We start from the raw sequence: 24489 nt of genomic DNA on the forward strand, positions 1-24489 counted from the left end.
TAATAAAAAGACTAATGTAAGCGCTAAACACTAATCATCATCCATATTTTTCATGGTGATTAAAATATTTTATAAGCATTCATAGTTATCATGATGAAGAAGAATGCACATTTTTTTTGCTATTTATAGCTTGATAAGTTACAATCTTAAAATGTTGTGTGTTAAGAAACATGACATAACACCTAGGGGGAATTAGTTTACATCGAGAAGGAAGGGTGCGATTCATGTTTGATCGTTTACAAGAATGGGTAGCTATCTTTAATGAGTATTGGTACTTAATGTTAATTTTTATCCTCATTGTGGTTGGATTGATGTTCTCAATCCGCACTAGATTTGTGCAACTATCAGCTATCGGAGAAACGTTCCGACTTATTACAGGTCGAGAGCGTGAAACCGAATCAGATAAAGACAAAGGGAAAACCGGCGTATCTTCATTCCAGGCTTTTGCGATGAGTACGGCATCACGCGTAGGTACAGGGAATCTGGCAGGGGTTGCAATTGCGATCTCATTAGGAGGACCAGGTGCTGTATTCTGGATGTGGGTTATCGCAATCATTGGGTCTGCATCGGCATTTGTAGAATCGACGTTGGCTCAAATATATAAAGTGCGGGACGGAAATGCATTCCGTGGAGGCCCTGCCTATTATATGGAAAAGGCGCTTAATGCGCGTTGGTTGGGTATTGTTTTTGCAATACTCATTACATTCAGCTTCGGTTTTGTCTTTAACTCTGTTCAGGCCAATACGGTGAGTGCAGCTTTTAGTGATCTGTTTGGCTTCAGCCCGTGGGCGATGGGGGCGACACTGGCTGTATTGGTTATACTCACCATATTTGGCGGTGTGCATCGAATTGCCAAAGTGTCTGCGGTTATAGTACCGATCATGGCGCTCGGATACATTGGAATCGCTTTGTTTGTTATTATGCTTAATTTTGACCGTATTCCTGAAGTGTTTAGCTCCATCATTCGAAATGCTTTCGGATTCGAAGAGGCCGTAGCAGGTGGTATTGGAGCGGCAATTATGAACGGCATCAAACGTGGCTTGTTCTCGAATGAGGCAGGTATGGGTAGTGCGCCGAATGCGGCGGCTACGGCAGCGGTTAGTCATCCCGTGAAACAAGGGTTAATCCAATCATTTGGCGTATTTGTAGATACCTTGTTAGTGTGCAGTTCTACAGCGTTTATTATTTTGTTCTCTGGAATTCCTACCTCAGGGGAACTTAATGGGATTCAACTTACACAGCATGCGCTTGCAGCTGAAATCGGTGGTTGGGCTCACTACTTCATCGGTTTTGCTGTATTTATGTTCGCATTCAGCTCTTTGATTGGGAATTACTATTACGGCCAAAGCAACATTGAGTTTATTACGAAGAGTAAAGGCTGGATGTTCACCTATCGAGTTGGTGTTGTTCTGGTGGTATTGTTCGGTTCCGTTGCTAAGATCTCTTTAGTATGGGATATGGCAGATATGTTTATGGGGCTCATGGCGTTTATTAACCTAATCGTCATCTTTATTCTCGGGAGGATTGCAGTTGCGGCGCTTAGAGACTATTCAAAGCAGCGTAAGGAAGGCAAAGAGCCTCAATTTTATGCCGACACGATACCGGGTCTTAAGCACGTAGAATGCTGGGAGCGTCGTCCGTCTGAATCTTGATTAAAGTTTAATTTTATCTGTTCTCTCTTGAAAAGTAACTTATAAGGAGTCCGGCAAAGGGCAATACTACCAAGTATTACACTTTGCCGGACTTTTTTTGCGCCTTGATTAGGTGCTGTAGGCGTCACGGGAGGATGAGATCAGTGAATTTAAGTTTAATACTAATGTTAATTAATGCTTTTTTTGCAATTGTTATTGGAGTTTATTTCTGGAACCTGTTAAGAAGCCAGAAAACAAACCGATCAGCGGTAGACAGAGAATCTCGTAAAGAAATGGATAAACTGCGTAAGATGCGTTCCATATCTTTAACGAAGCCGCTTGCGGAGAAGACGCGGCCGTCAACAATGAATGATATTGTAGGTCAACGAGACGGTCTGCGAGCGATGAAAGCTGCTTTGTGCAGTGCTAATCCACAGCATATCATCGTATATGGACCGCCTGGAGTCGGAAAGACTGCGGCTGCACGTGTTGTGCTGGAAGAAGCCAAGAAGAATCCGACTTCGCCTTTTAATCAAGAATCCAAGTTTACCGAAATTGATGCGACTACGGCTCGATTCGATGAACGCGGCATTGCCGATCCGCTGATTGGTTCTGTGCATGATCCAATCTATCAAGGAGCAGGGGCAATGGGGGTAGCAGGAATTCCGCAACCAAAGCCAGGAGCAGTAACAAAGGCACATGGCGGTATGTTGTTTATCGATGAGATTGGCGAGCTGCACCCTATACAGATGAATAAACTGTTGAAGGTTTTGGAAGATCGAAAAGTATATTTGGAAAGTGCGTATTACAATTCGGAGGATACGCATATCCCTACCTATATACATGATATATTCCAGAACGGACTCCCTGCGGATTTTCGCCTGGTAGGTGCCACCACTCGTTCGCCGCAGGAGATCTCGCCTGCACTGCGTTCTCGTTGCATGGAAATCTTTTTCCGGCCTTTATTGCCCGAAGAGATCGAGACAATTGCTGAAAACGCGGTTAAAAAAATCGGCTTTCCCCCATCGTCTGAAGCGGTACACGTACTTAAGAAGTATGCAACCAATGGGCGAGAAGCGGTTAATATCGTACAGTTGGCGGTGGGATTAGCCTTATCGGAAGGGCGAACAAGCATAGAAGCAGCCGATGTGGAATGGGTCGTGAACAGCTCACAAATCGCGCCTCGTCCAGAACGGAAGATTGGAATTGAACCACAAGTCGGACTCGTTAACGGATTGGCAGTCTATGGCCCTAATATGGGGTCGCTGTTAGAAATAGAAGTGTCAGCGATACGGATGAAGAATGGTCAAGGTAAGTATACGATTACAGGTGTCGTGGACGAAGAAGAGCTTGGTGGCGGCAGTCGTACGCTCCGTCGTAAAAGCATGGCGAAAGGTTCAATCGAAAATGTGCTTACTGTGCTGAGGGGCTGTGGCTATGAAACGGCAAACTACGATCTCCACATTAATTTCCCTGGAGGCTCGCCAGTGGACGGCCCATCGGCTGGTATTGCGATGGCGGTAGCCATTGCGTCGGCTATTAATCAATGGCCTGTGGACCATAAGTTGGCTATGACAGGGGAAATTGGTGTTCATGGTCGTGTGAAACCAGTAGGTGGTGTGCTTGCTAAGGTGGAGGCGGCATTTCAGGCGGGTGTTACCAGAGTTATGGTGCCGAAAGAAAACTGGCAGGAGATTTTCTCGAATTTGAACGGACTTCAAGTTATTCCGGTCGATCATATTGAAGAGGTGCTTCAGCATACATTTGGCAGCCAAATGCGTGAAGATTTGCCGCAAGTGCCGAAGTTATTTGAGCGTAATGCCGTTTCGACTGTTCCGCTGATGCATGCCGAAGGGACAGAAACGAGCCATGCAGATTAATTCGCTTTTAATCTCTTTACAAAATCGGCTGATGCCGGTTGGTGTTTTGTGGCGCAATTTGATAAAATGGTAGTTACACATTTAACAGGAGAACCTTGGGGGTGCCATAATCATGGGGCTTAAACTAGCAAAGGGACGCAAGCTGCCTCTATTACCGCTAAGGGGTCTGCTTGTCTATCCAAGCATGGTTCTGCATCTGGATGTCGGGCGGGACAAATCGGTAAAAGCGCTCGAACAAGCAATGCTGGAAGATCAGATATTGCTCTTAAGCTCGCAGTCGGAGGGCAGTATTGAAGAGCCGACTAAAGATGATATCTTCCAGATCGGCACAATGGCTAAAGTTCGTCAGATGCTGAGACTGCCCAATAATACGATACGAGTATTGGTGGAGGGTGTGTCCCGCGCCGAGATTGTTGAGTACGTGCCTAACGATGAGTATTACGAAGTCCAGGTTCAACTCATCCAGGAGCAGACCGAGCTGACACCAGAGATTGAAGCGTTAATGAGGACGGTATTGTCACAATTCGAAAGTTATGTCAACCTTTCGAAGAAGGTGACGCCTGAGACACTTGCGGCTGTTTCCGATATTGATGAGCCTGGGCGTTTTACAGATGTTGTAGCTAGTCACCTTCCGCTCAAGATGAAAGATAAGCAGCAGATTTTGGAGATAGCCGACGTTAAAGATAGACTTATTCAACTGCTTGATATGTTGAATAATGAAAGTGAAGTTCTTGAACTGGAGCGTAAGATCAATCAGTCTGTGAAGAAACAGATCGAGAAGACCCAGAAAGAGTATTATCTGCGTGAACAGATGAAAGCGATCCAGAAAGAGCTTGGAGATAAAGAAGGACGTGCCGGTGAGATCGAGGAACTTCGGCAGCAATTAGGTGAATTGGAAGCGCCTGATAAAGTCAAAGAGAAGATTACGAAAGAAATCGATCGTCTGGAGAAGATGCCTTCTACTTCTGCAGAAGGTTCTGTTATTCGTAATTATATCGATTGGCTCTTCCATGTGCCGTGGTCGAATGTGTCAGAGGATGATCTGGACCTGGATAAGGCGGAGCAAATACTTGAAGCCGATCATTATGGGTTAGAGAAACCGAAAGAACGTGTCCTAGAGTATCTTGCGGTTCAGCAGCTGGTGAAGCAGATGAAAGGACCGATTCTTTGTCTGGTAGGTCCGCCGGGTGTTGGTAAGACATCATTGGCTCGCTCCATTGCGAAGTCGCTGGAACGCCAATTTGTTCGTATCTCGCTAGGTGGAGTGCGCGATGAAGCAGAAATTCGGGGACACCGTCGAACTTATGTAGGGGCTATGCCGGGCCGAATCGTTCAGGCGCTGAAGACAGCGGGAACGATGAATCCGGTCATGTTGCTGGACGAGATCGACAAGATGGCCTCGGACTTCCGTGGTGATCCATCATCGGCGATGTTGGAAGTGCTTGATCCAGAACAGAACAATACGTTTAGCGATCATTTTATCGAACTGCCTGTGGACTTATCTAAAGTGATGTTTGTTACAACAGCGAATGCGGTACATAATATTCCTCGTCCGCTCCTCGATCGGATGGAGTTAATTTCGTTATCCGGTTATACAGAGCTCGAGAAGCTAGAGATTGCCAAGCGTCACTTACTTCCAAAGCAGAAGCGAGATCATGGGCTGGAGGAAGAACAACTGGTTCTCGACGAAGAGGTCATAACAAGAACGATTCGTTTGTATACACGTGAAGCTGGCGTACGCCAATTGGAGCAACGATTGGCTGCTTTGTGCAGAAAGGCAGCTAAGCGAATCGTCTCGGAGAAGGCAGAGGCTGTAACGATTCAGTCGGAGCAATTGGAGACATACCTAGGCATTCCTCGGTATCGATACGGACAGAGCGAGCAGCATGACCAGATCGGCATTGTGACTGGATTAGCCTGGACAGAGGTTGGCGGTGACACATTGACGATTGAGGTGACGGTTGTGCCAGGCAGCGGCAAGCTGTTGCTGACGGGCAAGCTCGGCGATGTGATGAAGGAATCGGCACAGGCTGCATTCAGCTATGTTCGCTCCAAGGCAGAGCAGCTGAAGCTGGAATCGAACTTCCACGAGAAGGTGGATATTCATATTCACGTGCCTGAAGGCGCGATTCCAAAGGACGGTCCGTCAGCTGGTATTGCCATGGCGACGGCACTAGTGTCCGCTCTGACGAAGTCATATGTGTCTAAGGATGTTGCCATGACGGGGGAGATTACGCTGCGTGGGCGTGTTCTGCCGATTGGTGGGCTGAAGGAGAAGTCTTTGGCTGCACACCGTGCGGGAATCCGAAAGGTGTTGTTCCCGCACGATAATGAACGTGATTTGCAGGATGTTCCAGAGAGTGTGCGGTCTGAACTAACGTTTGTCCCTGTGCAGAACCTAGATGAAGTGCTGCAGCATGCGATCGTTGCAGAGTAGTCCGTTCGGTTTGTTTGTATCATGTTGCATGTGACCTTTCAGCGGGCGCGGTGTTGCGCCCGCTGTTGTTTTGATTGAGTGTGCTGATTCAGTGCACACGCACTTGGAGGTTGCGGCAGTATTGTATCATTTATTTTACCTAAATTTAAAAATGACACCGTGTAAGTTTCTAGGTCATACACGAAGGAAGGTGGCACAACGATGAAAATTACATCGGCTGAATTTATTATAAGCGCGGTTGGCCCTGCGCAATATCCAGAGGATGGGCTGCCAGAAGTAGCGCTAGCAGGACGGTCTAACGTTGGCAAGTCGTCGCTTATTAACAAACTGATTCAGCGACGCAACTTGGCTCGTACCAGCTCGCAGCCCGGCAAGACCCAGCAATTAAACTATTATCGTATTAATGAAAATGTATACTTCGTGGATGTTCCTGGATACGGGTTTGCTAAGGTATCCAAGACGCAGCGCGAGGCATGGGGCAAAATGATCGAAGCCTACATCCAAGAACGTGAGCCGCTTAAGCTGGTGATGCAAGTGATTGACCTTCGTCATCCGCCAACTAAAGATGATGTCCTCATGTATAACTGGTTGACACATTATAATATCCCGCTATGTATCGTTGCTACTAAAGCTGACAAGCTGCCAAAAAGCCAATGGCAGAAACACTTGAAGCAGGTTCGAGTGACACTGGGCATGCGACCTGATGCCCCTCTTATTATGTTCTCTGCTGAAACAGGTGCAGGCCGTGAGGAATTGTGGGAAATTATTAACAAGTATGCTGTCCAGAGTCCATCTGAAATAGACGAAGCGAAGACTGTGAATGCGGGGTTGTCCCAGGAGTCGTCAGCGGACGAGCTTGTGTAAATGAATTCGATTAATTGCATGTAAATACGTTAAGGATTCGCTTGAATGCAAGAAACAATACGAATTTTACGTGTGGATTCGGAATTCTTCCGATTTTTTCAGAAATCTAGAGCTATATGCGACCTCAACGACAGGAATTGTTGCTTATGATGTAGTATAATAATGATAAGTAACAGAAGGTTTAAAGAATTGAGGAGATATTTATGGCTAGGCGGTTAGCCACAGAGTATGTGAAGGCCCGTATGCAGTTGACAGAAACTCAGTTGTCCCGATTTATACAATCTTTGGTCGGACAGTCATTAGTCTGGCATGTGAAAGTATTGGAGAACGGTAATCAAGAGGTGGTTCTTGAGGACGATCAGGGCGATGAGGTTACTTTCCTGTTCGAGAAGCAAGGCAATCGGTATGTCTGTGTAACGTCTTGCCGCTTGGTGCATCCAAAGTTAACTCAAGTGATGCATAAACTTGTGGCGACATTCCGCGGAGAAGCGGTGGTCAACCGTATTTTTGCAGGATTTACAATGACTTATTATTATGTAGAAGGTGCAGTTCGGAAGATCGAGGAGTATAAAGACGACCAATTCCGAACAATCTACGAGCATAAAGATACCGTTCGTGAACTGCAGCTATTGTATAAACAGGATACGGTGGAACAAGAAATTTCATATATTCAACGTCGGATTAATCGTCTGCTTGACGCGCGCAACCGCGCCATGACGGATATGGACATCACACATATTGATCAACAACTGAATGAATTGGTTCATCAGCTATTTGTACTGGAAGCTTGAATTGGCAATGTTAGGAAGGCGGTCTCATCTGAGGCCGTCTTCTTCTTTTATATATACAGTAAGGGCTGCGGGGTTTATTTCTCGAACAAACTGGAACAAGCTGTTTGTAAAAAGTGATGAACCGAACAAGCTTCCGAACCATATGTTGATGAAGGGTTCTGAATGTTCGGAACAAATGTCTAATGTAAGATTGAAAAAAAAGGTTGCAATAATTGCTGTAAGATGTTATTTTTAATCTCGTTGAAAACAATATAGGAACCAGGATTCACTCAGGACATTGTATGTTGCGAGAGATTTTTCCCTCGGGAAGTGAATGACGTAGGTCCTAGCGGATGAAATTTTTTTCAAACATTTTATTCCTAGGAAGGGGGAACCGAAAGATGGAATACTCAACTTTCGGAAGACACGTTGCTGTTGATACGTGGGGAGTCGACTTTGACTTACTGAACAATGCTGAATACCTCCAAGCACAACTGGTGGACGCTGCTGAAGCATGCGGTGCGACAGTACTATCTGTTCAAGCCAAGCAATTTGAGCCTCAAGGAGCAACAGTACTTGTGTTGTTGTCGGAAAGTCATCTTTCTATCCACACTTATCCTGAACGTGGATTTGCTGCAATTGATTGTTACACATGTGGAGAAACAGTTGACCCGCAGCTGGCGATTGACTACCTGGTCTCCGTACTGAAACCAGAGAAGACTTATGCAAAAAAATTAGTTCGCGGAATCGGTGAGATGGAAGTTGTAACGCCTGAAATCAAAGTTTCTGAGCTCGTATAATTTCATTTGTCAGTGTTACCGATACGTAGAACGTATCATAGGAACATGTTATGCAGAAAGGCCCGCCATCATCGGCGGGCCTTTTTGTATTCACAAGTATGCTCTTCAACAGTTGTCATATCGGAGGCAATATTTCATATCCTGCTCGATCCGTCTGCCGCATATATATAAGGAGATAAGCTTATCCAATGCAGCTTATTATTTATCATTTATGAACCTTTATGATATGTTCAGGAAGGAGGCATGAGCGTCATGCGGAGCAAAATAAGAAAGCCACGCCGCGTTCTAATGGCTGGGCTGGTGCTAATTCTGACAGTGTGGGTTCTAATGCAGTTGTACACGGTATTGTTCGATAGAGAGCTGCCTGGCAATGCAGAACGATCTTTATACGAAGTAGTCAATTTAAATATGAGAATGCTTGAAGGTGCGACACAGAGGGCTAGTAAGGCGACGACAAGCGCTGACTGGAATGAATGGAAAACAAACGTTTATGCCGCTTCGTTTGCACATGAGCGTCTAATACAAGCTGTAGGGGGGAAGGCACTTCCCAAGCTGCCTTCTCTCCAGCAAATAGAGGATTATATCACGATTGCACAGATTAGTGGTGATAAGCCGTTGAGTGAAGCAGAACGAAAAATGGCAGCAGAGGCGGTAGGTCTTATGGCGCAAATCTGCCAAAAGTATGAGGGTATTATGAATATGAATGGGCAGCTTATCTCTTCGAAAATTGAAGAATTAGCGTTCGTGGAAAAGCGGCTCCAACACATGCTGATTCTTACTGCAGATGCAGAAAAGTGAGGCTGTAAGCTATTTGCGCGGTCAAGAATTTCTAAGCTGTGTGTAATCCGGCGCAAGGGGAGATAATTGAAGAAACAACGTTGCGAAAGGCAGCTTGATTTGAGTAAAATAGATGTGGATCTATTCAAATCAACGGGTGTATAAGGACCTTAGTAAAGAGAGACAATATAGAACAGTTTGACTGGAATGATTTTCATGGTTTATTCAAATTTAACGGATGTTAAGTTGTCGAACTATGCTATAATGATAATTATTATTATCTCGATAATGTTCTAAATATGTGCAAAGCAGGTGAGCATCCATGCATGTTGTAGTCGTCGGCATGAACTATCGTACGGCGCCTGTCGAAATTCGGGAGAAATTCGCTATTCCTGAAGAGCAGTGGACCGATGCGATTCAACAGCTGAGACGTATAAAGAGTGTGCTTGAATGTGTCATCGTGTCTACATGTAACCGAACTGAAATGTATGTAGTAGTTGATAGGCTTCATATGTGCGGACATTTTATCCGAGGATTCATGGAGCAGTGGTACGACATACCTAGACAGCAGTTCACTCCTTATTTATACATTTATGAAGACGATCAGGCAGTAGAGCATCTATTTCGTGTCACATCAGGGCTAGACTCTATGGTGGTCGGGGAAACTCAGATATTAGGTCAAGTGCGGCAATCCTTTTTATTTGCGCAAAAGCAAGGGACTACTGGCACTTGTTTTAACCATTTGTTCAAGCAAGCGGTCACTTTAGCGAAGCGGGCACATGCGGAGACTAACATTAACGACAACGCAGTGTCTGTCAGTTACGCGGCCGTTGAACTTGGCAAACGGATATTTGGTTCGTTTCAAGGCAAGAAGGTGCTTATACTCGGTGCGGGCAAGATGAGCGAGTTGACGGTAAAGCATCTGTATTCGAATGGTGCTGCTGAGGTTATGGTTGCGAATCGTACGTTGGCGCGTGCAGAGGAATTGGCACGTCAGTTTAAAGGACGGGCCTGCACGTTGGACAATCTGGATACGCTTCTAACAGAAGCAGACATCGTTATTAGCTCGACGGGATCTCCTTCTTATGTGTTAACAGGGAAGGACGTTGAACAAGTTATGAAGCGACGCCGCTCACGTCCCCTATTCTTAATTGATATTGCGGTTCCACGTGATCTTGATCCTGCCATTGCAGATTTATCGAGCGTGTTCCTGTACGATATAGACGATCTTGAAGGGATTGTACAGAGCAATCTGGCGCAGCGGAACAAGGAGGCTCTCAAGATCGAGCATATGGTGGCCCATGAGATTAAGCAGTACCACCAGTGGTTGAATATGCTGGGGGTCACGCCGCTTATACGAGCGCTACAGTCCAAGGCGGAGCGTATTCATCAGGACACCCTAGACAGTATGTTTAACAAGCTCCCTGACTTGTCGGAGAAAGAAGCGATCATTATCCGCCGACTCACAAAGAGTATGCTGAATCAGATGATGCATGACCCGATTCTCCAGATTAAAGAGCTTGCCGCTAACAGAAATGGTGATGAGGCGCTGCACTATTTCTCAGAGCTGTTCGCGCTGGAAGATGAGCGAGCAGCGACTAACGGCAGCCATGAGCAGCCGTCCAAGTTGAGCGCAGCGCATCCAGTACGCGACACGGCGGATGAGCCGGAGCCGGTAAAGCCTGCATTATCATGGGCTGCTGTCACATGGTAATGGACGTATGACGGGAGGCGACAGGCGCACATGGTAACCAGTAGTTGGACCTACGATGCGATTATTTACACATATGCCCTGAGCCTTCTGTTTTATTTCTCTGATGTTGTAGGTGTGAATCGGAGAGCGAAGCGGATGGGCACAGGGCTTCTTATTTTTGTATGGGTGCTGCAGACGGTCTTTTTGCTGGTACGCGTATTGCGGCATCAGGACGTGCCAATGTTCAGCAGCTTTGAATTTATGTTTCTGTTCTCATGGATATTAGTGACGACATCATTAGTGATTAGCCGATTTTTCCATATTGAGTTTATCGTCTTTTTTGTGAATTTAATCGGGTTTGCCTTATTAATTGTAAATATGTTAAATGATCCAACTGCGCCGTCTGTAATGAAAGAATGGGAAATGATGAGGAACGTCCTTACGTTTCATATTGCCCTTGCTGCATGTGGATTTGCGGCGCTTACGGTTAGTGCGATTTACGCAGCGATGTATGCATTTCTACATCAACGGCTGAAGTCCAAGAAATGGTCGGATGCTGTTCGCCGTCTCCCAAGTTTGGAGCGAATGGAACGATCTTCCTTTATTGCGTGTTCCATCGGCATGCCGTTATTTTTACTATCTTTATCTGTGGCCGTTGTTGCGGTGCTTCTTGGGAACCGTATGGAGCTGCTCCTTGACTTTAAAGTCTGGTTTACAATAGCGGTTCTAGTTTTGTACGGTGTATATTTGATTAAGAGGCGAGGCGGATCACTGACAGGTTTGCAAATTGTATGTTTTAATATGATCTGTTACGCGGTGATGCTGCTTAATTATGGTCTTAATGCTGTATCGACATTCCACCGCTGGATGGGAGCTTGATGATATGAATGAGCAGCTGCAAGAGACTGTTGCATTGATTGATGATTGCCCGCAGTATGCTATTATGCTGAACGTAAAGCATAAGCGCTGCGTTGTGGTAGGCGGCGGTCAAGTCGCAACGCGAAAAGTGAAGCAGCTGCTCGAAAGTGGCGCCGAAGTGACCGTAGTCAGTCCGACGCTGACACGGACGCTTTGGCGCTTCGTGCAAGATGGCACTATTTCGGTTGAGGAACGAGGCTATGTAACGGATGATGTGAAGGATGCCTTTCTTATATTTGCGGCGACGGATAATCACAGAGTGAACTTGATGATCGCAGAGGATGCAAAGCAAGAACGGGTTATGGTTAACGTAGCACATGCACCGGATCAGTCGGATTTTACGAATCCAGGTGTTTTGCGATACGGGCCTGTGCAGATTAATGTGTCTACAGGCGGGGCCAGTCCTACGTTGACGCGTCATATTGTGGACAAAGTAGATCGCATTATTGATGAACGTCTTGGTCTGCTGGCAGAGCATCTTTATGCCGCTCGGATACAGGTGCAGCAATGCAAGATAGATGGGCCAGCCAGACATGAATTGCTCCGTCAGTACGGAGATGCATGCTGGCAATCTTGGGAGCATAATGCTCCTTTTCCTGTATGGAATGAGTGGTTGGAACAACATTACACAGCAGCGACGTTAAGCAGGGAGGAAGCAGAATGAGAAAGATTCGTGTAGGTACACGTCAGAGCGCACTTGCATTAACACAAACAGGCCAAGTAATCGCGGCGTTGGAGGCGATTTGCCGTGAGTACGATTTGCCGTTCGAATTTGAGATGCATAAGATAGTGACCAAAGGCGATCGTATTTTAGATGTGACGTTGTCCAAGGTTGGCGGCAAGGGGCTGTTTGTCAAAGAAATCGAGCAGGCGCTTATCGATAACGAGATTGATATGGCAGTACATAGTATGAAGGACATGCCTTGGGAGCTGCCGACAGGTCTTTGCATCGGTGCGATTCCGAAGCGGGTTGATCCGCGCGATTGCCTAATTATGAGCAAAGGCTCCTCTATAGATGATCTTCCGCAAGGAGCTAAGGTAGGCACAAGCAGTTTACGTCGATCCTCGCAGCTTCAAGCCTATCGAAAGGATCTGATCATCGAACCTCTTCGAGGTAATATCGATACTCGATTGAAGAAGCTTCAAACAGAAGGTTTTGATGCGATCGTCCTTGCTGCAGCCGGGCTTTTTCGGATGGATTGGGAGGACAAGATTACATCGCATATCCCGATAGATATTAGCCTTCCAGCAGTTGGACAGGGGGCGCTTGCAATTGAATGCCGTGAAGAGGATGAGCAGCTGCTGCAGCTGCTTGAACACTACCATAGTGAAGATACGGCGCGTGCTGTTCGGGCGGAACGGGCATTTTTAGGACGTATGAACGGCGGCTGTCAAATTCCAATCGGTGCGTATGCTGCTCAACATGAGCAGACTGGACAACTAACACTCACAGGCATGGTTGGCTCTCCAGATGGTAGCACTATTCTTAAAGTTGTTAAAGAGGGCGATCACCCTGAGAATTTGGGAAATGCAGTAGCGGAAGAATTGCTGAGCCAGGGTGCGGAACAACTACTTGGTCCATTGAGGGGTTGATATTTATGGGGGGAAGCGATCGTGGCGTCATGCAAGGAAGCTTAGAAGTGAGCACGGTTGGTGTTGTATATTTGGTTGGAGCTGGGCCTGGGGATGCAGGGCTGATCACAGTCAAGGGCATGCGTTATTTGCAAGAAGCAGATGTGGTCGTCTATGACCGACTCGCTGGCCCACGCCTGATACAGATGGCTAAACCAGGCGCAGTCAAAATATATGTCGGGAAGCTTCCAGACCGGCACGCTATGAAGCAAGAACAGATCAATCAACTGCTCGTTGAGTTGGCATTGGAAGGAAAGCGTGTGATTCGGCTTAAAGGCGGCGATCCCTGCGTATTCGGACGTGTCGGAGAAGAAGCAGCACTGTTGAAGCAGCACGGCGTGCCTTTTGAGATTGTACCGGGTGTAACTTCTGCAGTAGCGGTTCCCGCTTATGCAGGTATCCCCGTTACCCATAGGGAACGTGCATCTTCCTTTAGTGTAATTACCGGACATGAGATGCCCGAACGACTGGATGAGCGTGTGGACTGGGAAAAGCTTGCACAAGCAACAGGCACATTGTTGTTTCTTATGGGAGTTGGGCGAATTCGTGTTATTGCAGAGCAATTGGTTCGACACGGACGTTCGCCAGAAACACCAGTAGCCATCGTTCGCTGGGGGACGCGTGCTGAGCAGCAGACCCTTGTAGGCACATTGTCCACAATTGCGGATGAAGTAGCACGGACAGGCTTTAGTTCGCCTGCTGTAATTGTGGTTGGTGATGTTGTGCTTGAACGTGAACTGCTGCAATGGGCAGAAATGCGGCCGTTGTTCGGGCAACGTGTACTGATCACACGTGCACGCACACAATCGGAAACGTTTGTGCGTGCGATTGAAGATCTTGGCGGTGAACCGTACGAGTATCCGGTTATTGAGGTTCGTATGCCTCGTGACGAGCAGCAGTTGGAGCAGATTGATCGTGTTATGGCTAGACTGCATTCTTATGATTGGATCGTGCTGACAAGCGCAAATGGTGTCCAATACTGGATGGAGCATATGAAGCGTACGAAGACGGATATTCGTCGTATAGCAGGGGCGCGCATGGTGGCAGTAGGGCCCAAGACGGCTCAGGCCATGCAGGAGTACGGAATTATTCCTGATCGAGTCGCGGAACAGTTTAGTCAAGAAGGGGTATGGTCGATCCTTGAGCAGGAAGCACAACCAGGACAACAGGTGCTTCTGGCGAGAGGTGATCTTGCGCGACCTTGGTTGGGCGAGATGTTGCGCGGTGCTCAGATACAGGTAGATGAGCTTGACATATACGAAACAATCCTTCCCGACAACAACGATCCGCATATGGTGGAGCTGCTGCAAGAAGGTGCAATTCAAATTGTGCCGTTAACCAGTTCGTCTACTGTTCATAACCTGCTCGAATTGCTCCATCAGTCTGGGGTAGAGAATGCGGTAGAGCTTTTGAACCAGACCATTATCATATGTATTGGTGAGATTACAGCGAATACAGCGCGGAATGCCGGATTGAAAGTAGCGGCAGTGGCGAAAGAAGCAACGATGGACGGTGTTATGGAGAGCATCCTGCATGTCGTGGAACTGCAGCGCCGAGAAATGAGAGAATATTGCTAGATAACGTCTATTGCATACTGATGAATACAATGGATGTTGTGTGCGATATTAGAAGTGTGGCAATCAAAAGGTTTGCTGTAATTCCATTATTGGATAAATGACAAAGATTAATAATAACCAAAGGATGTAATGCCTGAATAGGGCTGAAGGAGGACATTGATAATGGCATATCCGATTACACGATTACGTCGTTTGCGTAAGACAGCAGGAATTCGTAGTATGGTGCGTGAAACGATCTTGACGACAGATGACCTGCTCATGCCTATTTTTGTTACACATGGCACTCAAATAAAAGAAGAGATCAGTTCGATGCCAGGTATTTATCATTTTTCACTGGATATGCTTGATGTTGAAGTAGATGAGATCGTTCGCCTTGGCGTTCCTGGAATCGTATTGTTTGGCGTACCAACGTCAAAAGACGCGACGGGCAGTTCAGCATACGATACCAATGGTATTGTTCAACAAGCGACTCGCCAAATTAAAGCGAAATATCCGGATCTGGTGATTGTTGCGGACACATGCTTATGTCAATTTACCGATCATGGTCACTGTGGAATGGTGCACGTCCATGAGGTGAATGGTCGCACAGTAGGTGATGTTGACAACGACGCTTCGCTTGCGTACTTGGTAAAGACCGCAGTATCCCAAGCGGAAGCAGGAGCGGACATCATCGCACCTTCCAATATGATGGACGGATTCGTCCATGCGATTCGATCAGGATTAGATGAGGCAGGATTCACAGACATTCCCATTATGTCGTATTCTGTAAAGTATGCATCGGCGTTCTACGGTCCTTTCCGTGAAGCGGCGCATTCGACACCTCAATTCGGAGATCGCAAGACGTATCAGATGGACCCGGCCAATGCGCGTGAAGCATTGCGTGAAGCAGAAGCGGATGCGGTAGAAGGCGCCGATATGCTTATGGTCAAGCCCGCGCTTGCCTATATGGACATCATTCGTACGCTGCGCAACCAATTCGATCTTCCGATCGTGGCCTACAATGTCAGTGGAGAATATTCTATGGTTAAAGCAGCTGCTCTCCAAGGCTGGGTAGATGAGCGAGCAATCGTGAGTGAGATGCTGCTTGGTATGAAGCGTGCAGGAGCAGACCTTATTATTACGTACTTTGCCAAAGATATGGCTAGATGGTTGAACAATTAGTACCTGCATGTTGTAAACCTGAATCAGGATGTAAAACAGGCCGATGAGGACACGACAATCCACAACTGGATTGCCATTGTTCCTGATCGACCTGTGAAATAAGTACAGAACTTTCCTATCCTACATAACTGCTTTGATACAGCTTTGTCACGTCTAGTGTATACTCTTTGCGTCCTAGCGTTAGGATACGTTGATGTTCTAATTCTCGTAACACTTCATCAAGGACGAGAAGATCAACGCCTGCAAGACCTGACATAGAATTACGATCGAACTCAGAGCAAATAACAATTTTGTCGCCGACTCGTCTGCCATGAAGCTGCGCATTCCTTACAATGTTCTTAACGATGCGTGCGGAAGGATCAAGGAACGTCAGATCATACACATCTCCGTTCGTTGCACGCAACCGACTGCACAACTGAACCATAACTTTCTGTGCAATATCGTAATGTGCCCGCAGCAGTAGATGGAAGCTTTCATTGGTGACGGTTAGGAGCACGGTCTCTTCCAGCGATTCCGCTGTAGCAGAGCGTGGCTTGCCGTCAATGAGTGCGAGCTCGCCGAAGCAGTCACCTGTTTGAAATACGTCCAGTATCTTCTGTTGCCCTTCCTTATTGGAGGTAAACACTTTCACGGAACCGCGAATGATGATATAAAAAGTGTTTCCAGGATCGCCTTGCTTAAAAAGTACAGTTTGCGCGGCAAATTCATGGCGTGATGTGATAGAAAAGACGATATTAAGCTGATCGTCCGTCATATCCGCAAACAGCGGAACACGTTTAAGTAATTCAATCATGACTGTTACCTCTTTTTTGCCCATGCCAATTTTCTAATAGTTTAACATATTCAATAAGATGAATATAGATAGGAGTGTTGAAGTTGACTGAAAAAAATGAGTTAAGACGTGATACCCGCTCCAAAGCAGCATTTGAGGAAGCTAAGCAATATATTCCAGGTGGGGTAAACAGCCCTGTTCGTGCATTTAAATCAGTTGGTTTAACTCCGCTTTATATGGAACGTGGAGAAGGGTCGCGTGTATATGATATCGACGGTAATGTTTTTATTGATTACGTAGGTTCATGGGGACCACTAATTCTCGGACATGCGCGTGCCGAGGTTATTCAAGCGATTCAAGAAACTGCAGCGCGCGGAACTAGCTTTGGTGCGCCTACGGAGATTGAGACTAAAATGGCACGTATCGTATGTGAGCGAGTGCCATCAGTGGATATCGTACGTATGGTAAATTCAGGCACAGAAGCAACGATGAGTGCAATTCGACTTGCTCGGGGCATTACAAAGCGCAACAAGATCGTGAAGTTTGAAGGTTCTTATCACGGGCATGCCGATAGTCTGCTGATCAAGGCAGGATCTGGCGTGGCTACATTGGGATTGCCGGATAGTCCAGGAGTTCCAGAAGGAGTAGCCAGCAATACAATCACAGTTCCCTATAATGATTTGGAGTCTGCCAAGCTGGCCTTTGACAAATTCGGGGAAGAGATAGCATGCATTATCGTAGAGCCGGTAGCTGGCAATATGGGAGTGGTGCCGCCATTGCCGGGGTTCCTTGAAGGTCTGAGAGCGTTAACAACTAAGTTTGGCAGTTTGCTCATATTTGATGAAGTAATGACGGGGTTCCGCGTACATTATAACTGTGCCCAAGGGAGATTTGGTGTTATTCCAGATTTGACTTGCTTTGGTAAAGTGATTGGCGGCGGTCTGCCAGTTGGTGCTTATGGAGGTCGTCGTGATCTGATGGAGCAGGTTGCACCAAGTGGTCCGATTTATCAGGCAGGCACATTAAGTGGTAATCCACTTGCTATGGTTGCTGGATACACAACTCTTTCTTTATTAACTCCAGACGTATACGACAATCTGGAATCCAAAGCTGCAAGACTGCAGGATGGGTTAGAGAGAAATGCAAGAGAACTTGGGATAGCTAGTGTGATTAACCGTGTTGGTTCTATGGTGTGCCCGTTCTTTACGGATCATGAGGTCACCAATTTCGATACGGCGCGGACATCAGACCTAGATCGCTTCCGCTCATACTTTAAACATCTATTGAATGAGGGTGTTAGCGTGGCGCCTTCGCAATTCGAAGGGATGTTTGTCTCGAATGCTCATACGAATGAAGATATAGACCGTACAATAGAAGCGCATTATGCAGCGCTAAAACAGTTGTAAGACGAGAGGTTAAGATGAGCGAACGATATTGGAAAAAGCGGGGCGAATGGTTGGAGTTTATGCCAGGTCGTGCCGTGTTGACTGATGAAGCACATATGGAGCAATGGCTGAGGCACACCTTGCGTGTGCCTCTCCATCTATTCAAGACTTGGAAGACGACTGATGGGATAAAGACGGCCGGAGACAGACTGCGTTTACGTGTGTTTGCGGCTGAGCATGGCGACGTTGAACCTGCCGATGAACCGGCGCATATTCTTTATGAGGATGACGCTTGTCTTGTTGCGTATAAGCCTGCTGGCATGCCTGTTCACGCGGCGGACGCGGCGCAAGACAAGGCCCGCAGCACACTTGCCCATGCAATTGCTTGTCATTATGCGTGGACCGGACAGGAGGTGCGCGTGCGTCACATCCATCGTCTCGATGCGGATACGACGGGGCCTGTCTTGTATGCGAAGACAGCGCTATCGCATGCTATTTTGGATGAATCTATGCGTGAGAAACGCATTCAGCGTCATTATGTGGCTTGGGTTCATGGTAAGGTGACCCCGGTATCAGGGACGATAGATGCGCCTATAGGCAAAGATCGGCATCATCGCGGTAGACGCCGAGTCACACCTAATGGTGATCGGGCGATAACTCACTATGAGGTTATGGCTGCAGGCAAAGATCATGACGGTGAAGAGACGTCAGCCGTAGCACTTACGCTAGAAACAGGAAGAACACACCAGATTCGGGTGCATATGAGCTATAAAGGTTTTCCCTTACTTGGAGACGTCTTATATGGTGGGAGTTCCGAGAAGCTGAACCGACAAGCACTGCACGGTAGGAAGCTCAGCTTCTGCCATCCTTTCGGAGGACAGCATATCGAGATTGAAGTCCCTTTGCCTGATGATCTTGAACGTCTTCTATTGCCTGTTTGAAAAATATAGTCATGCTTCCTCTGCAACTCCCATATGATGAAATAAGGAAAGAGTCTGGTCTTGTTGTATCGGCCTTTATTCCTCCGTACAATGTACGGCTGCGCACAAGGGATGGACGGCAGGATGAACTGCGGGAGGAGGAGCAGTCTGTGTATGATGAATCTTATGGGTTAAGATTTGATATTTATGAGCGCGTACATTTGGCCGATGAATTAATCGGTATTGACCAGCTTGAGGAGGTAGAGCTAACACCTCATATTCAAGTGATTCCGGCTGGTGAGCAGGTGACGGTTAGGGGCAGCTTATTGTTGTCCGGGGTCTATCTAGGCACGGGAGATGACCGCCGCAGTCAGTCATTAGAACATTGGATTCCCGTAGAGATTACACTGCCCCTTAATCGGGTGCGCAGTCTGGATGACATCTGTGTAGATATTGAACATTTTGACGTGGACTTGTTGTCCACGCGATCGTTAAATATTACCGGCGTGCTGTCTTTAAAAGGCATATACGTGGAGCAGCCTGAGCCGACTGCTTGGGAAACCGAACAATTTACTGTTGTTCACGAAGCCCAGCAGCCAGCCGCTGAAGTGCGTCAAGAGGCTTCGCCTTCGCCAGAACCTTCATGGCTTCAGGATTATGGAAGCCATACGGCTCAGCCTGATTCGTCGTCAGGATCATTGGCACCACAGCAATCGCAGTTTAACCATGAAGACCAGGTTGCAGGTATATCTTCATTGGAAAGTACGATTGAAAGTTCATGTCAGTCATCCGCTCCAGAATGGTCGGCCGACGAGGCGCTGCAGCAGCCATTCAGCCACTTGCAATATCAAGCAGCACCCGGGGCAGCATATGCTGTGGAACAGCGAGAGGAAGAATTTCCTGCATCAAGCAGCTATGAATGGCAGGAGGAACCCACTACTGCTTATGAGCAAGCCGAAACCGTTCAGCGCGAGCCGGCTGACTTTGACGAAAGAGTCGAGGCCCGTGCGCCGCAAGCCGAACAACATGGCTTACAGCAGTCGAGCGAGCATTCATGGACGTGGTCTGATTCACCGTGGGCGACTGCATCGGTATCAGCGCTGGGGGAAGCTGAGACTGGATTAGCAGCAGAGGGAACTATATCTGCATCTGAAAGCGAAGAGCGGGAAGTTGCTCAGGCTGCTCATGTGCCTTCGGTTGAGGCGGAACAGCCGGAAGTAGATGTAATAGATTCAGATTCAGCGGGTGAAAATCGAGCGGATACCTCATCAGCTGTTGAGCAGACAGCGGAAATAGATACAGAAGTGAGCACAGATAAGAAAGAAATGAAGGTGGCTATTGGAAGCACAAAGCCTGTTGCTGCTCCGCAGCAAGAGCAGGGACTTGGCTTCAGTACGCTGCTTCACTCCAGCCGTCAAGCCAAGGACAAAGAACGTGAGGCTGTAATCCGTCAAGCTGAGGAAGAGGCCGCGCAGCAGGAAGCGAGCAAAACTGTGACCGAAGATGTACATTGGCAGTCCATCTTCTTGAATCGAGTGCACGATGATAGTCATTTCAGCAGAGTGCGCATGTGTATCGTGCAAAGACAGGATACACTAGATTCTATAGCGGACCGCTACCAGTTGAATCCACGGGAACTTGCACTGTACAATCGACTTGCAGAGCCTTCCATCAGCGAAGGTCAAGTACTGTACATTCCGTCTGTTTCAGCAGCAACGTCTTAATTAGAGAACCCCCATCCGATCTGAAATCGGATGGGGGTTGTTTATGTCAAAATACATTTAACAGCAAACCAAGCAGCACAATGAACAACACAAACAAGAGTAATACATCAATCCAGGTCGGAAATATCAACGTACGCAGAAACTGAAGACAAATTAATGGAAAGACGATACTTCTGACCGTATGACGCATTCTCCACCACCAACGTTCCATCCAAACACCCCCGTATATGTTGGGATACAAATAACCGAACCTCAATTGGTTGTGTAAGTGCCGAGAATCTAGCCACTAAAACTTGTACCCTCTTACATGTTATGAAATACCAAATTCGGGATATGACTGAATATAAGCGGAATTCCTCGTTTCGTCTATTGACGGGTCTAGTTCACAAAGGTACAATATGTTGTAAATGTTACATTTGGCAGGTGGCATAAGCTGTCCAGCCATAAGCAGGAAAGTAGTACACTTATATGGATGACAAGAAAGACGCAGAGCGGGAAGAGTAAGCGTATAGACCCTTTCAGAGAGCAGAGCGAGTTGGTGGAACGTCTGCAGGTCAAGCTATCGCTGAAGTCACCTGGGAGTCGCCCCTTTGAACATGGAATGCAGCTGTTACGGCTTGATTCCTGCTAGAAGAGGACGGTAGCAGCCGTTATATGCCAATGAAGAGCTGCAGTGAATGAGAATGATGTGACGTTATATTGTCCTCTGCTGCAGAATAAAGGTGGTACCACGGAAGCAGACCTTTCGTCCTTTGAGGCGCAAGGTTTTTTTGTTGTGTTCACGACGATACCTAGATCGTGCACTTAAAAAGTCTGATGCGTTACATTTAATTGTTGCCAAATATATGACAAATTGATGGAGGGTTATTTATGGCGGAAACGAACGAACAGCAGCTATCCATGCCAACAACGTATGATCCGAAGGCAGCGGAGCAAAAATGGTACGACTTTTGGATGAAAGGCGAATATTTTAAAGCAGGACGCAATAAAGACGCGGAGCCTTTCACAATTGTGATTCCGCCTCCAAACGTTACAGGTATGCTCCACATTGGACATGCTCTCGACTTTACACTGCAGGATATTATTATTCGTACGAAGCGGATGCAGGGATACGATGCGTTGTGGCTCCCGGGTTCTGACCATGCTGGGATTGCTACGCAGACAAAGGTGGAGCAAAAGCTGCGTGAAGAAGGACTTTCACGTTACGATCTGGGTCGAGAGAAGTTTCTTGAGAAAGTATGGGAATGGAAGGAACTATACGCGAATCGAATTCATGACCAATGGAAGCAAATGGGGTTGTCACTCGACTTTTCCCGTGAGCGCTTTACACTGGATGAAGGCTTGTCTAGCGCGGTCCGCAAAGTATTTGTAGACTTGTATAATAAAGGTTTGATTTATCGCGGCAAATACATTATTAACTGGGATCCAGCAGCACGTACTGCGCTGTCTGATATCGAGGTGGAATATAAAGAAGTACAGGGTGCATTGTACCATTTGCAGTACCAGCTTGCAGATGGAAGCGGCTCGATTACGGTAGCAACAACACGCCCAGAAACGATGCTTGGTGATACGGCTGTTGCTGTACATCCAGAAGATGAACGATACCAGCATATGATTGGCAAGACGTTGGTACTTCCAGTTGTGAATCGTGAAATTCCGATTATTGCAGATGAGTACGTGGAGAAGGATTTCGGAAGCGGGGCTGTTAAGATTACGCCTGCTCACGATCCAAATGACTTTGAAGTTGGCCTTCGTCACCAATTGCCACAGATTACGGTTATGGATGAGACTGGAAAGATGAACGAACTTGCGGGTCCTTACCAAGGTTTGGATCGTTTCGAATGCCGGAAGCAGATCGTTAAAGATTTGCAGGAGCAGGGCGTGCTGATTCACATTGAAGAGCATGTACACCAAGTAGGCCACAGTGAACGCAGCGGTGCGGTAGTAGAACCATACTTGTCCACACAATGGTTCGTGAAAATGAAGCCACTTGCGGAGCGCGCCATTGAAGCGCAGAAATCGGGCAAAGGCGTCAATTTTGTGCCTGATCGCTTTGAGAAAATTTATTTACACTGGATTGAGAACGTTCGTGACTGGGTTATCTCTCGCCAATTGTGGTGGGGCCATCGGATTCCTGCATGGCATTGTCAGGACTGTGGTCATCTAAACGTATCGGAGACGGATGTAACGGCGTGTTCTTCATGTGGACAACACAACTTAGAGCAGGATAATGACGTATTAGATACGTGGTTCAGTTCTGCCTTATGGCCATTCTCGACGCTGGGCTGGCCGAATGTCGACAGTGAAGACTTGCAGCGGTACTATCCAACGAACGTGCTTGTTACTGGATATGACATCATTTACTTCTGGGTATCGCGTATGATATTTACGGGACTGGAATTCACAGACGAACTTCCGTTTAAGGATGTTCTGATGCATGGTCTCGTTAGAGACAGCGAGGGACGCAAGATGTCCAAATCGCTTGGCAACGGTGTGGACCCGATTGAAGTAATCGAACGTTACGGCGCAGATGCGATGCGTTATATGATTTCTACCAGCAGCACACCAGGTCAGGATTTGCGTTTCCGTTGGGAGCGTGTAGAGCAGGCTCGTAACTTTGCGAACAAGATCTGGAACGCATCACGGTTCGCCTTGATGAATCTGGAGGGTGTCACGTATGCGGATATCGACATCAGCGGTGATCTCGGCACGGCAGATCGCTGGATTTTGCACCGATTGAACGAGACAGCGCGCGAGATTACACGTTTGATCGATGCTTATGAGTTTGGAGAAACAGGACGTCTTCTATACAACTTTATTTGGGATGATCTGTGTGACTGGTACATCGAGTTCGCGAAGCTCAGTCTTTATGGGCAAAATGCGAACCAAAAGCAGAAGACGCAATCCGTCCTTGCTTATGTGCTTGATCGTACAATGCGAATGATCCATCCGTTTATGCCATATATCTCTGAGGAAATCTGGCAGCATCTTCCGCATGAAGGGGAGACGGTCACTTTGGCGTCTTGGCCAGCCTACGATACGGCACTGGAGGCACCAGAAGCTGTACAGGAAATGACGATGCTGATGGACATGATCCGTGCTGTTCGTAACATTCGCGCGGAAGTGAATGTACCGATGAGCAAAAAGGTGGAGCTGATCGTGAAGCCTGCGGATGCTCGCATTGATGGGATGCTGCAGCGTAATATGGACTATATCGAACGCTTCTGTGGCACGTCTAAGTTGGAAATTGTATTGAATGCAGCTGTACCTAACAAAGTAATGACCGCTATTGTGACCGGGGCAGAAATGTATTTGCCGCTAGCTGGGCTGATTGATATCGATCAAGAAATTGCCCGTCTGAACAAAGAGTTGGACAATTTCATCAAAGAAGTGGATCGGGTAGAGAAGAAGTTGGCCAACGAGGGCTTTATGGCCAAAGCGCCTGAAAAAGTTGTAGAAGAAGAACGTGCTAAAGCACGCGATTACAGCGAGAAACGTGATAAGGTTCTGGCCCGCATTCAAGAGCTGAAGGAAGTCTAGTAAAGTCT

The 24489-nt window shown here is 47.1% G+C and carries 19 protein-coding genes and 1 other annotated feature; of the genes, 17 read left to right on the forward strand and 2 right to left on the reverse strand.

The genetic code is table 11. The features are described from left to right. The first annotated feature begins 224 nt into the window (after positions 1–224). The 13 genes from QP775_RS23145 (at position 225) to hemB (ending at position 16140) form a co-directional block, all read left to right on the forward strand. Positions 225–1652 carry an alanine/glycine:cation symporter family protein gene (locus QP775_RS23145; RefSeq protein WP_285109125.1) on the forward strand — a complete coding sequence of 476 codons (1428 nt, stop codon included), beginning with the start codon at positions 225–227 and terminating at the stop codon, positions 1650–1652. A 143-nt stretch (positions 1653–1795) separates the two neighbouring features. Next, entirely contained in the window at positions 1796–3511 is a 1716-nt protein-coding gene (gene lonB / locus QP775_RS23150) for an ATP-dependent protease LonB (protein WP_285109126.1), read from the forward strand. A gap of 112 nt (positions 3512–3623) precedes the next feature. Further along, on the forward strand, positions 3624–5948 hold the full coding sequence (gene lon / locus QP775_RS23155; RefSeq protein WP_239332684.1) for an endopeptidase La: 2325 nt from the start codon (positions 3624–3626) through the stop codon (positions 5946–5948). Positions 5949–6149: 201 nt separating this feature from the next. Continuing rightward, the gene (gene yihA, locus QP775_RS23160) at positions 6150–6812 is read left to right on the forward strand and encodes a ribosome biogenesis GTP-binding protein YihA/YsxC (protein ID WP_239332686.1); all 663 of its coding nucleotides are present in this window, start codon (positions 6150–6152) and stop codon (positions 6810–6812) included. A 203-nt stretch (positions 6813–7015) separates the two neighbouring features. Further along, complete coding sequence (locus QP775_RS23165) at positions 7016–7603, forward strand: non-ribosomal peptide synthetase module (RefSeq protein WP_239332688.1); 588 nt, start codon at positions 7016–7018, stop codon at positions 7601–7603. A 380-nt stretch (positions 7604–7983) separates the two neighbouring features. Beyond that, on the forward strand, positions 7984–8382 hold the full coding sequence (gene speD, locus QP775_RS23170) for an adenosylmethionine decarboxylase (protein ID WP_028543558.1): 399 nt from the start codon (positions 7984–7986) through the stop codon (positions 8380–8382). Positions 8383–8634: 252 nt separating this feature from the next. Then, positions 8635–9180 carry a hypothetical protein gene (locus QP775_RS23175; protein WP_285109127.1) on the forward strand — a complete coding sequence of 182 codons (546 nt, stop codon included), beginning with the start codon at positions 8635–8637 and terminating at the stop codon, positions 9178–9180. A gap of 301 nt (positions 9181–9481) precedes the next feature. Then, the gene (gene hemA / locus QP775_RS23180; protein ID WP_239332692.1) at positions 9482–10873 is read left to right on the forward strand and encodes a glutamyl-tRNA reductase; all 1392 of its coding nucleotides are present in this window, start codon (positions 9482–9484) and stop codon (positions 10871–10873) included. Between the two features lie 30 nt (positions 10874–10903). After that, entirely contained in the window at positions 10904–11731 is an 828-nt protein-coding gene (locus QP775_RS23185; protein WP_239332694.1) for a cytochrome C assembly family protein, read from the forward strand. Between the two features lie 4 nt (positions 11732–11735). Next, positions 11736–12434, forward strand: coding sequence for a precorrin-2 dehydrogenase/sirohydrochlorin ferrochelatase family protein (locus QP775_RS23190; RefSeq protein WP_285109128.1), 699 nt, complete (start codon positions 11736–11738; stop codon positions 12432–12434). Then, positions 12431–13363, forward strand: a complete 933-nt coding sequence (gene hemC, locus QP775_RS23195) for a hydroxymethylbilane synthase (protein WP_285109129.1) — start codon at positions 12431–12433, stop codon at positions 13361–13363. Before QP775_RS23190 ends, hemC begins: the two co-directional genes overlap by 4 nt. Before the next feature lie 5 nt (positions 13364–13368). Beyond that, a complete protein-coding gene (cobA, locus tag QP775_RS23200) occupies positions 13369–14979 on the forward strand; it encodes a uroporphyrinogen-III C-methyltransferase (protein ID WP_285109130.1) in 1611 nt (536 codons plus the stop codon). Between the two features lie 162 nt (positions 14980–15141). Continuing rightward, entirely contained in the window at positions 15142–16140 is a 999-nt protein-coding gene (hemB, locus tag QP775_RS23205; protein WP_285109131.1) for a porphobilinogen synthase, read from the forward strand. 115 nt (positions 16141–16255) lie between these two features. On the opposite strand, the gene QP775_RS23210 is transcribed toward hemB, so the two are convergent. After that, the gene (locus QP775_RS23210) at positions 16256–16933 is read right to left on the reverse strand and encodes a Crp/Fnr family transcriptional regulator (RefSeq protein WP_239332704.1); all 678 of its coding nucleotides are present in this window, start codon (positions 16931–16933) and stop codon (positions 16256–16258) included. A gap of 83 nt (positions 16934–17016) precedes the next feature. Between QP775_RS23210 and hemL the strand changes: the two genes are divergently transcribed. Genes hemL through QP775_RS23225 form a run of 3 tightly spaced genes read left to right on the forward strand, consistent with a single transcriptional unit; the run spans position 17017 to position 20941 of the window. Then, complete coding sequence (gene hemL, locus QP775_RS23215) at positions 17017–18318, forward strand: glutamate-1-semialdehyde 2,1-aminomutase (protein ID WP_239332706.1); 1302 nt, start codon at positions 17017–17019, stop codon at positions 18316–18318. Between the two features lie 14 nt (positions 18319–18332). Then, the gene (locus QP775_RS23220; protein WP_285109132.1) at positions 18333–19238 is read left to right on the forward strand and encodes an RluA family pseudouridine synthase; all 906 of its coding nucleotides are present in this window, start codon (positions 18333–18335) and stop codon (positions 19236–19238) included. Beyond that, positions 19235–20941, forward strand: coding sequence for a LysM peptidoglycan-binding domain-containing protein (locus QP775_RS23225; protein WP_285109133.1), 1707 nt, complete (start codon positions 19235–19237; stop codon positions 20939–20941). Before QP775_RS23220 ends, QP775_RS23225 begins: the two co-directional genes overlap by 4 nt. A gap of 46 nt (positions 20942–20987) precedes the next feature. On the opposite strand, the gene QP775_RS23230 is transcribed toward QP775_RS23225, so the two are convergent. After that, complete coding sequence (locus tag QP775_RS23230) at positions 20988–21152, reverse strand: hypothetical protein (RefSeq protein WP_239332712.1); 165 nt, start codon at positions 21150–21152, stop codon at positions 20988–20990. A gap of 267 nt (positions 21153–21419) precedes the next feature. Further along, positions 21420–21697 (forward strand) — a binding site (T-box leader). 114 nt (positions 21698–21811) lie between these two features. On the opposite strand from QP775_RS23230, the gene QP775_RS23235 reads away from it, so the two are divergent. After that, a complete protein-coding gene (locus QP775_RS23235) occupies positions 21812–24481 on the forward strand; it encodes a valine--tRNA ligase (protein WP_239332714.1) in 2670 nt (889 codons plus the stop codon). Positions 24482–24489 lie beyond the last annotated feature (8 nt).

Source organism: Paenibacillus sp. UMB4589-SE434 (genome assembly GCF_030226685.1).
In the GTDB taxonomy this organism is placed as follows: Bacteria; Bacillota; Bacilli; order Paenibacillales; family Paenibacillaceae; genus Paenibacillus_B.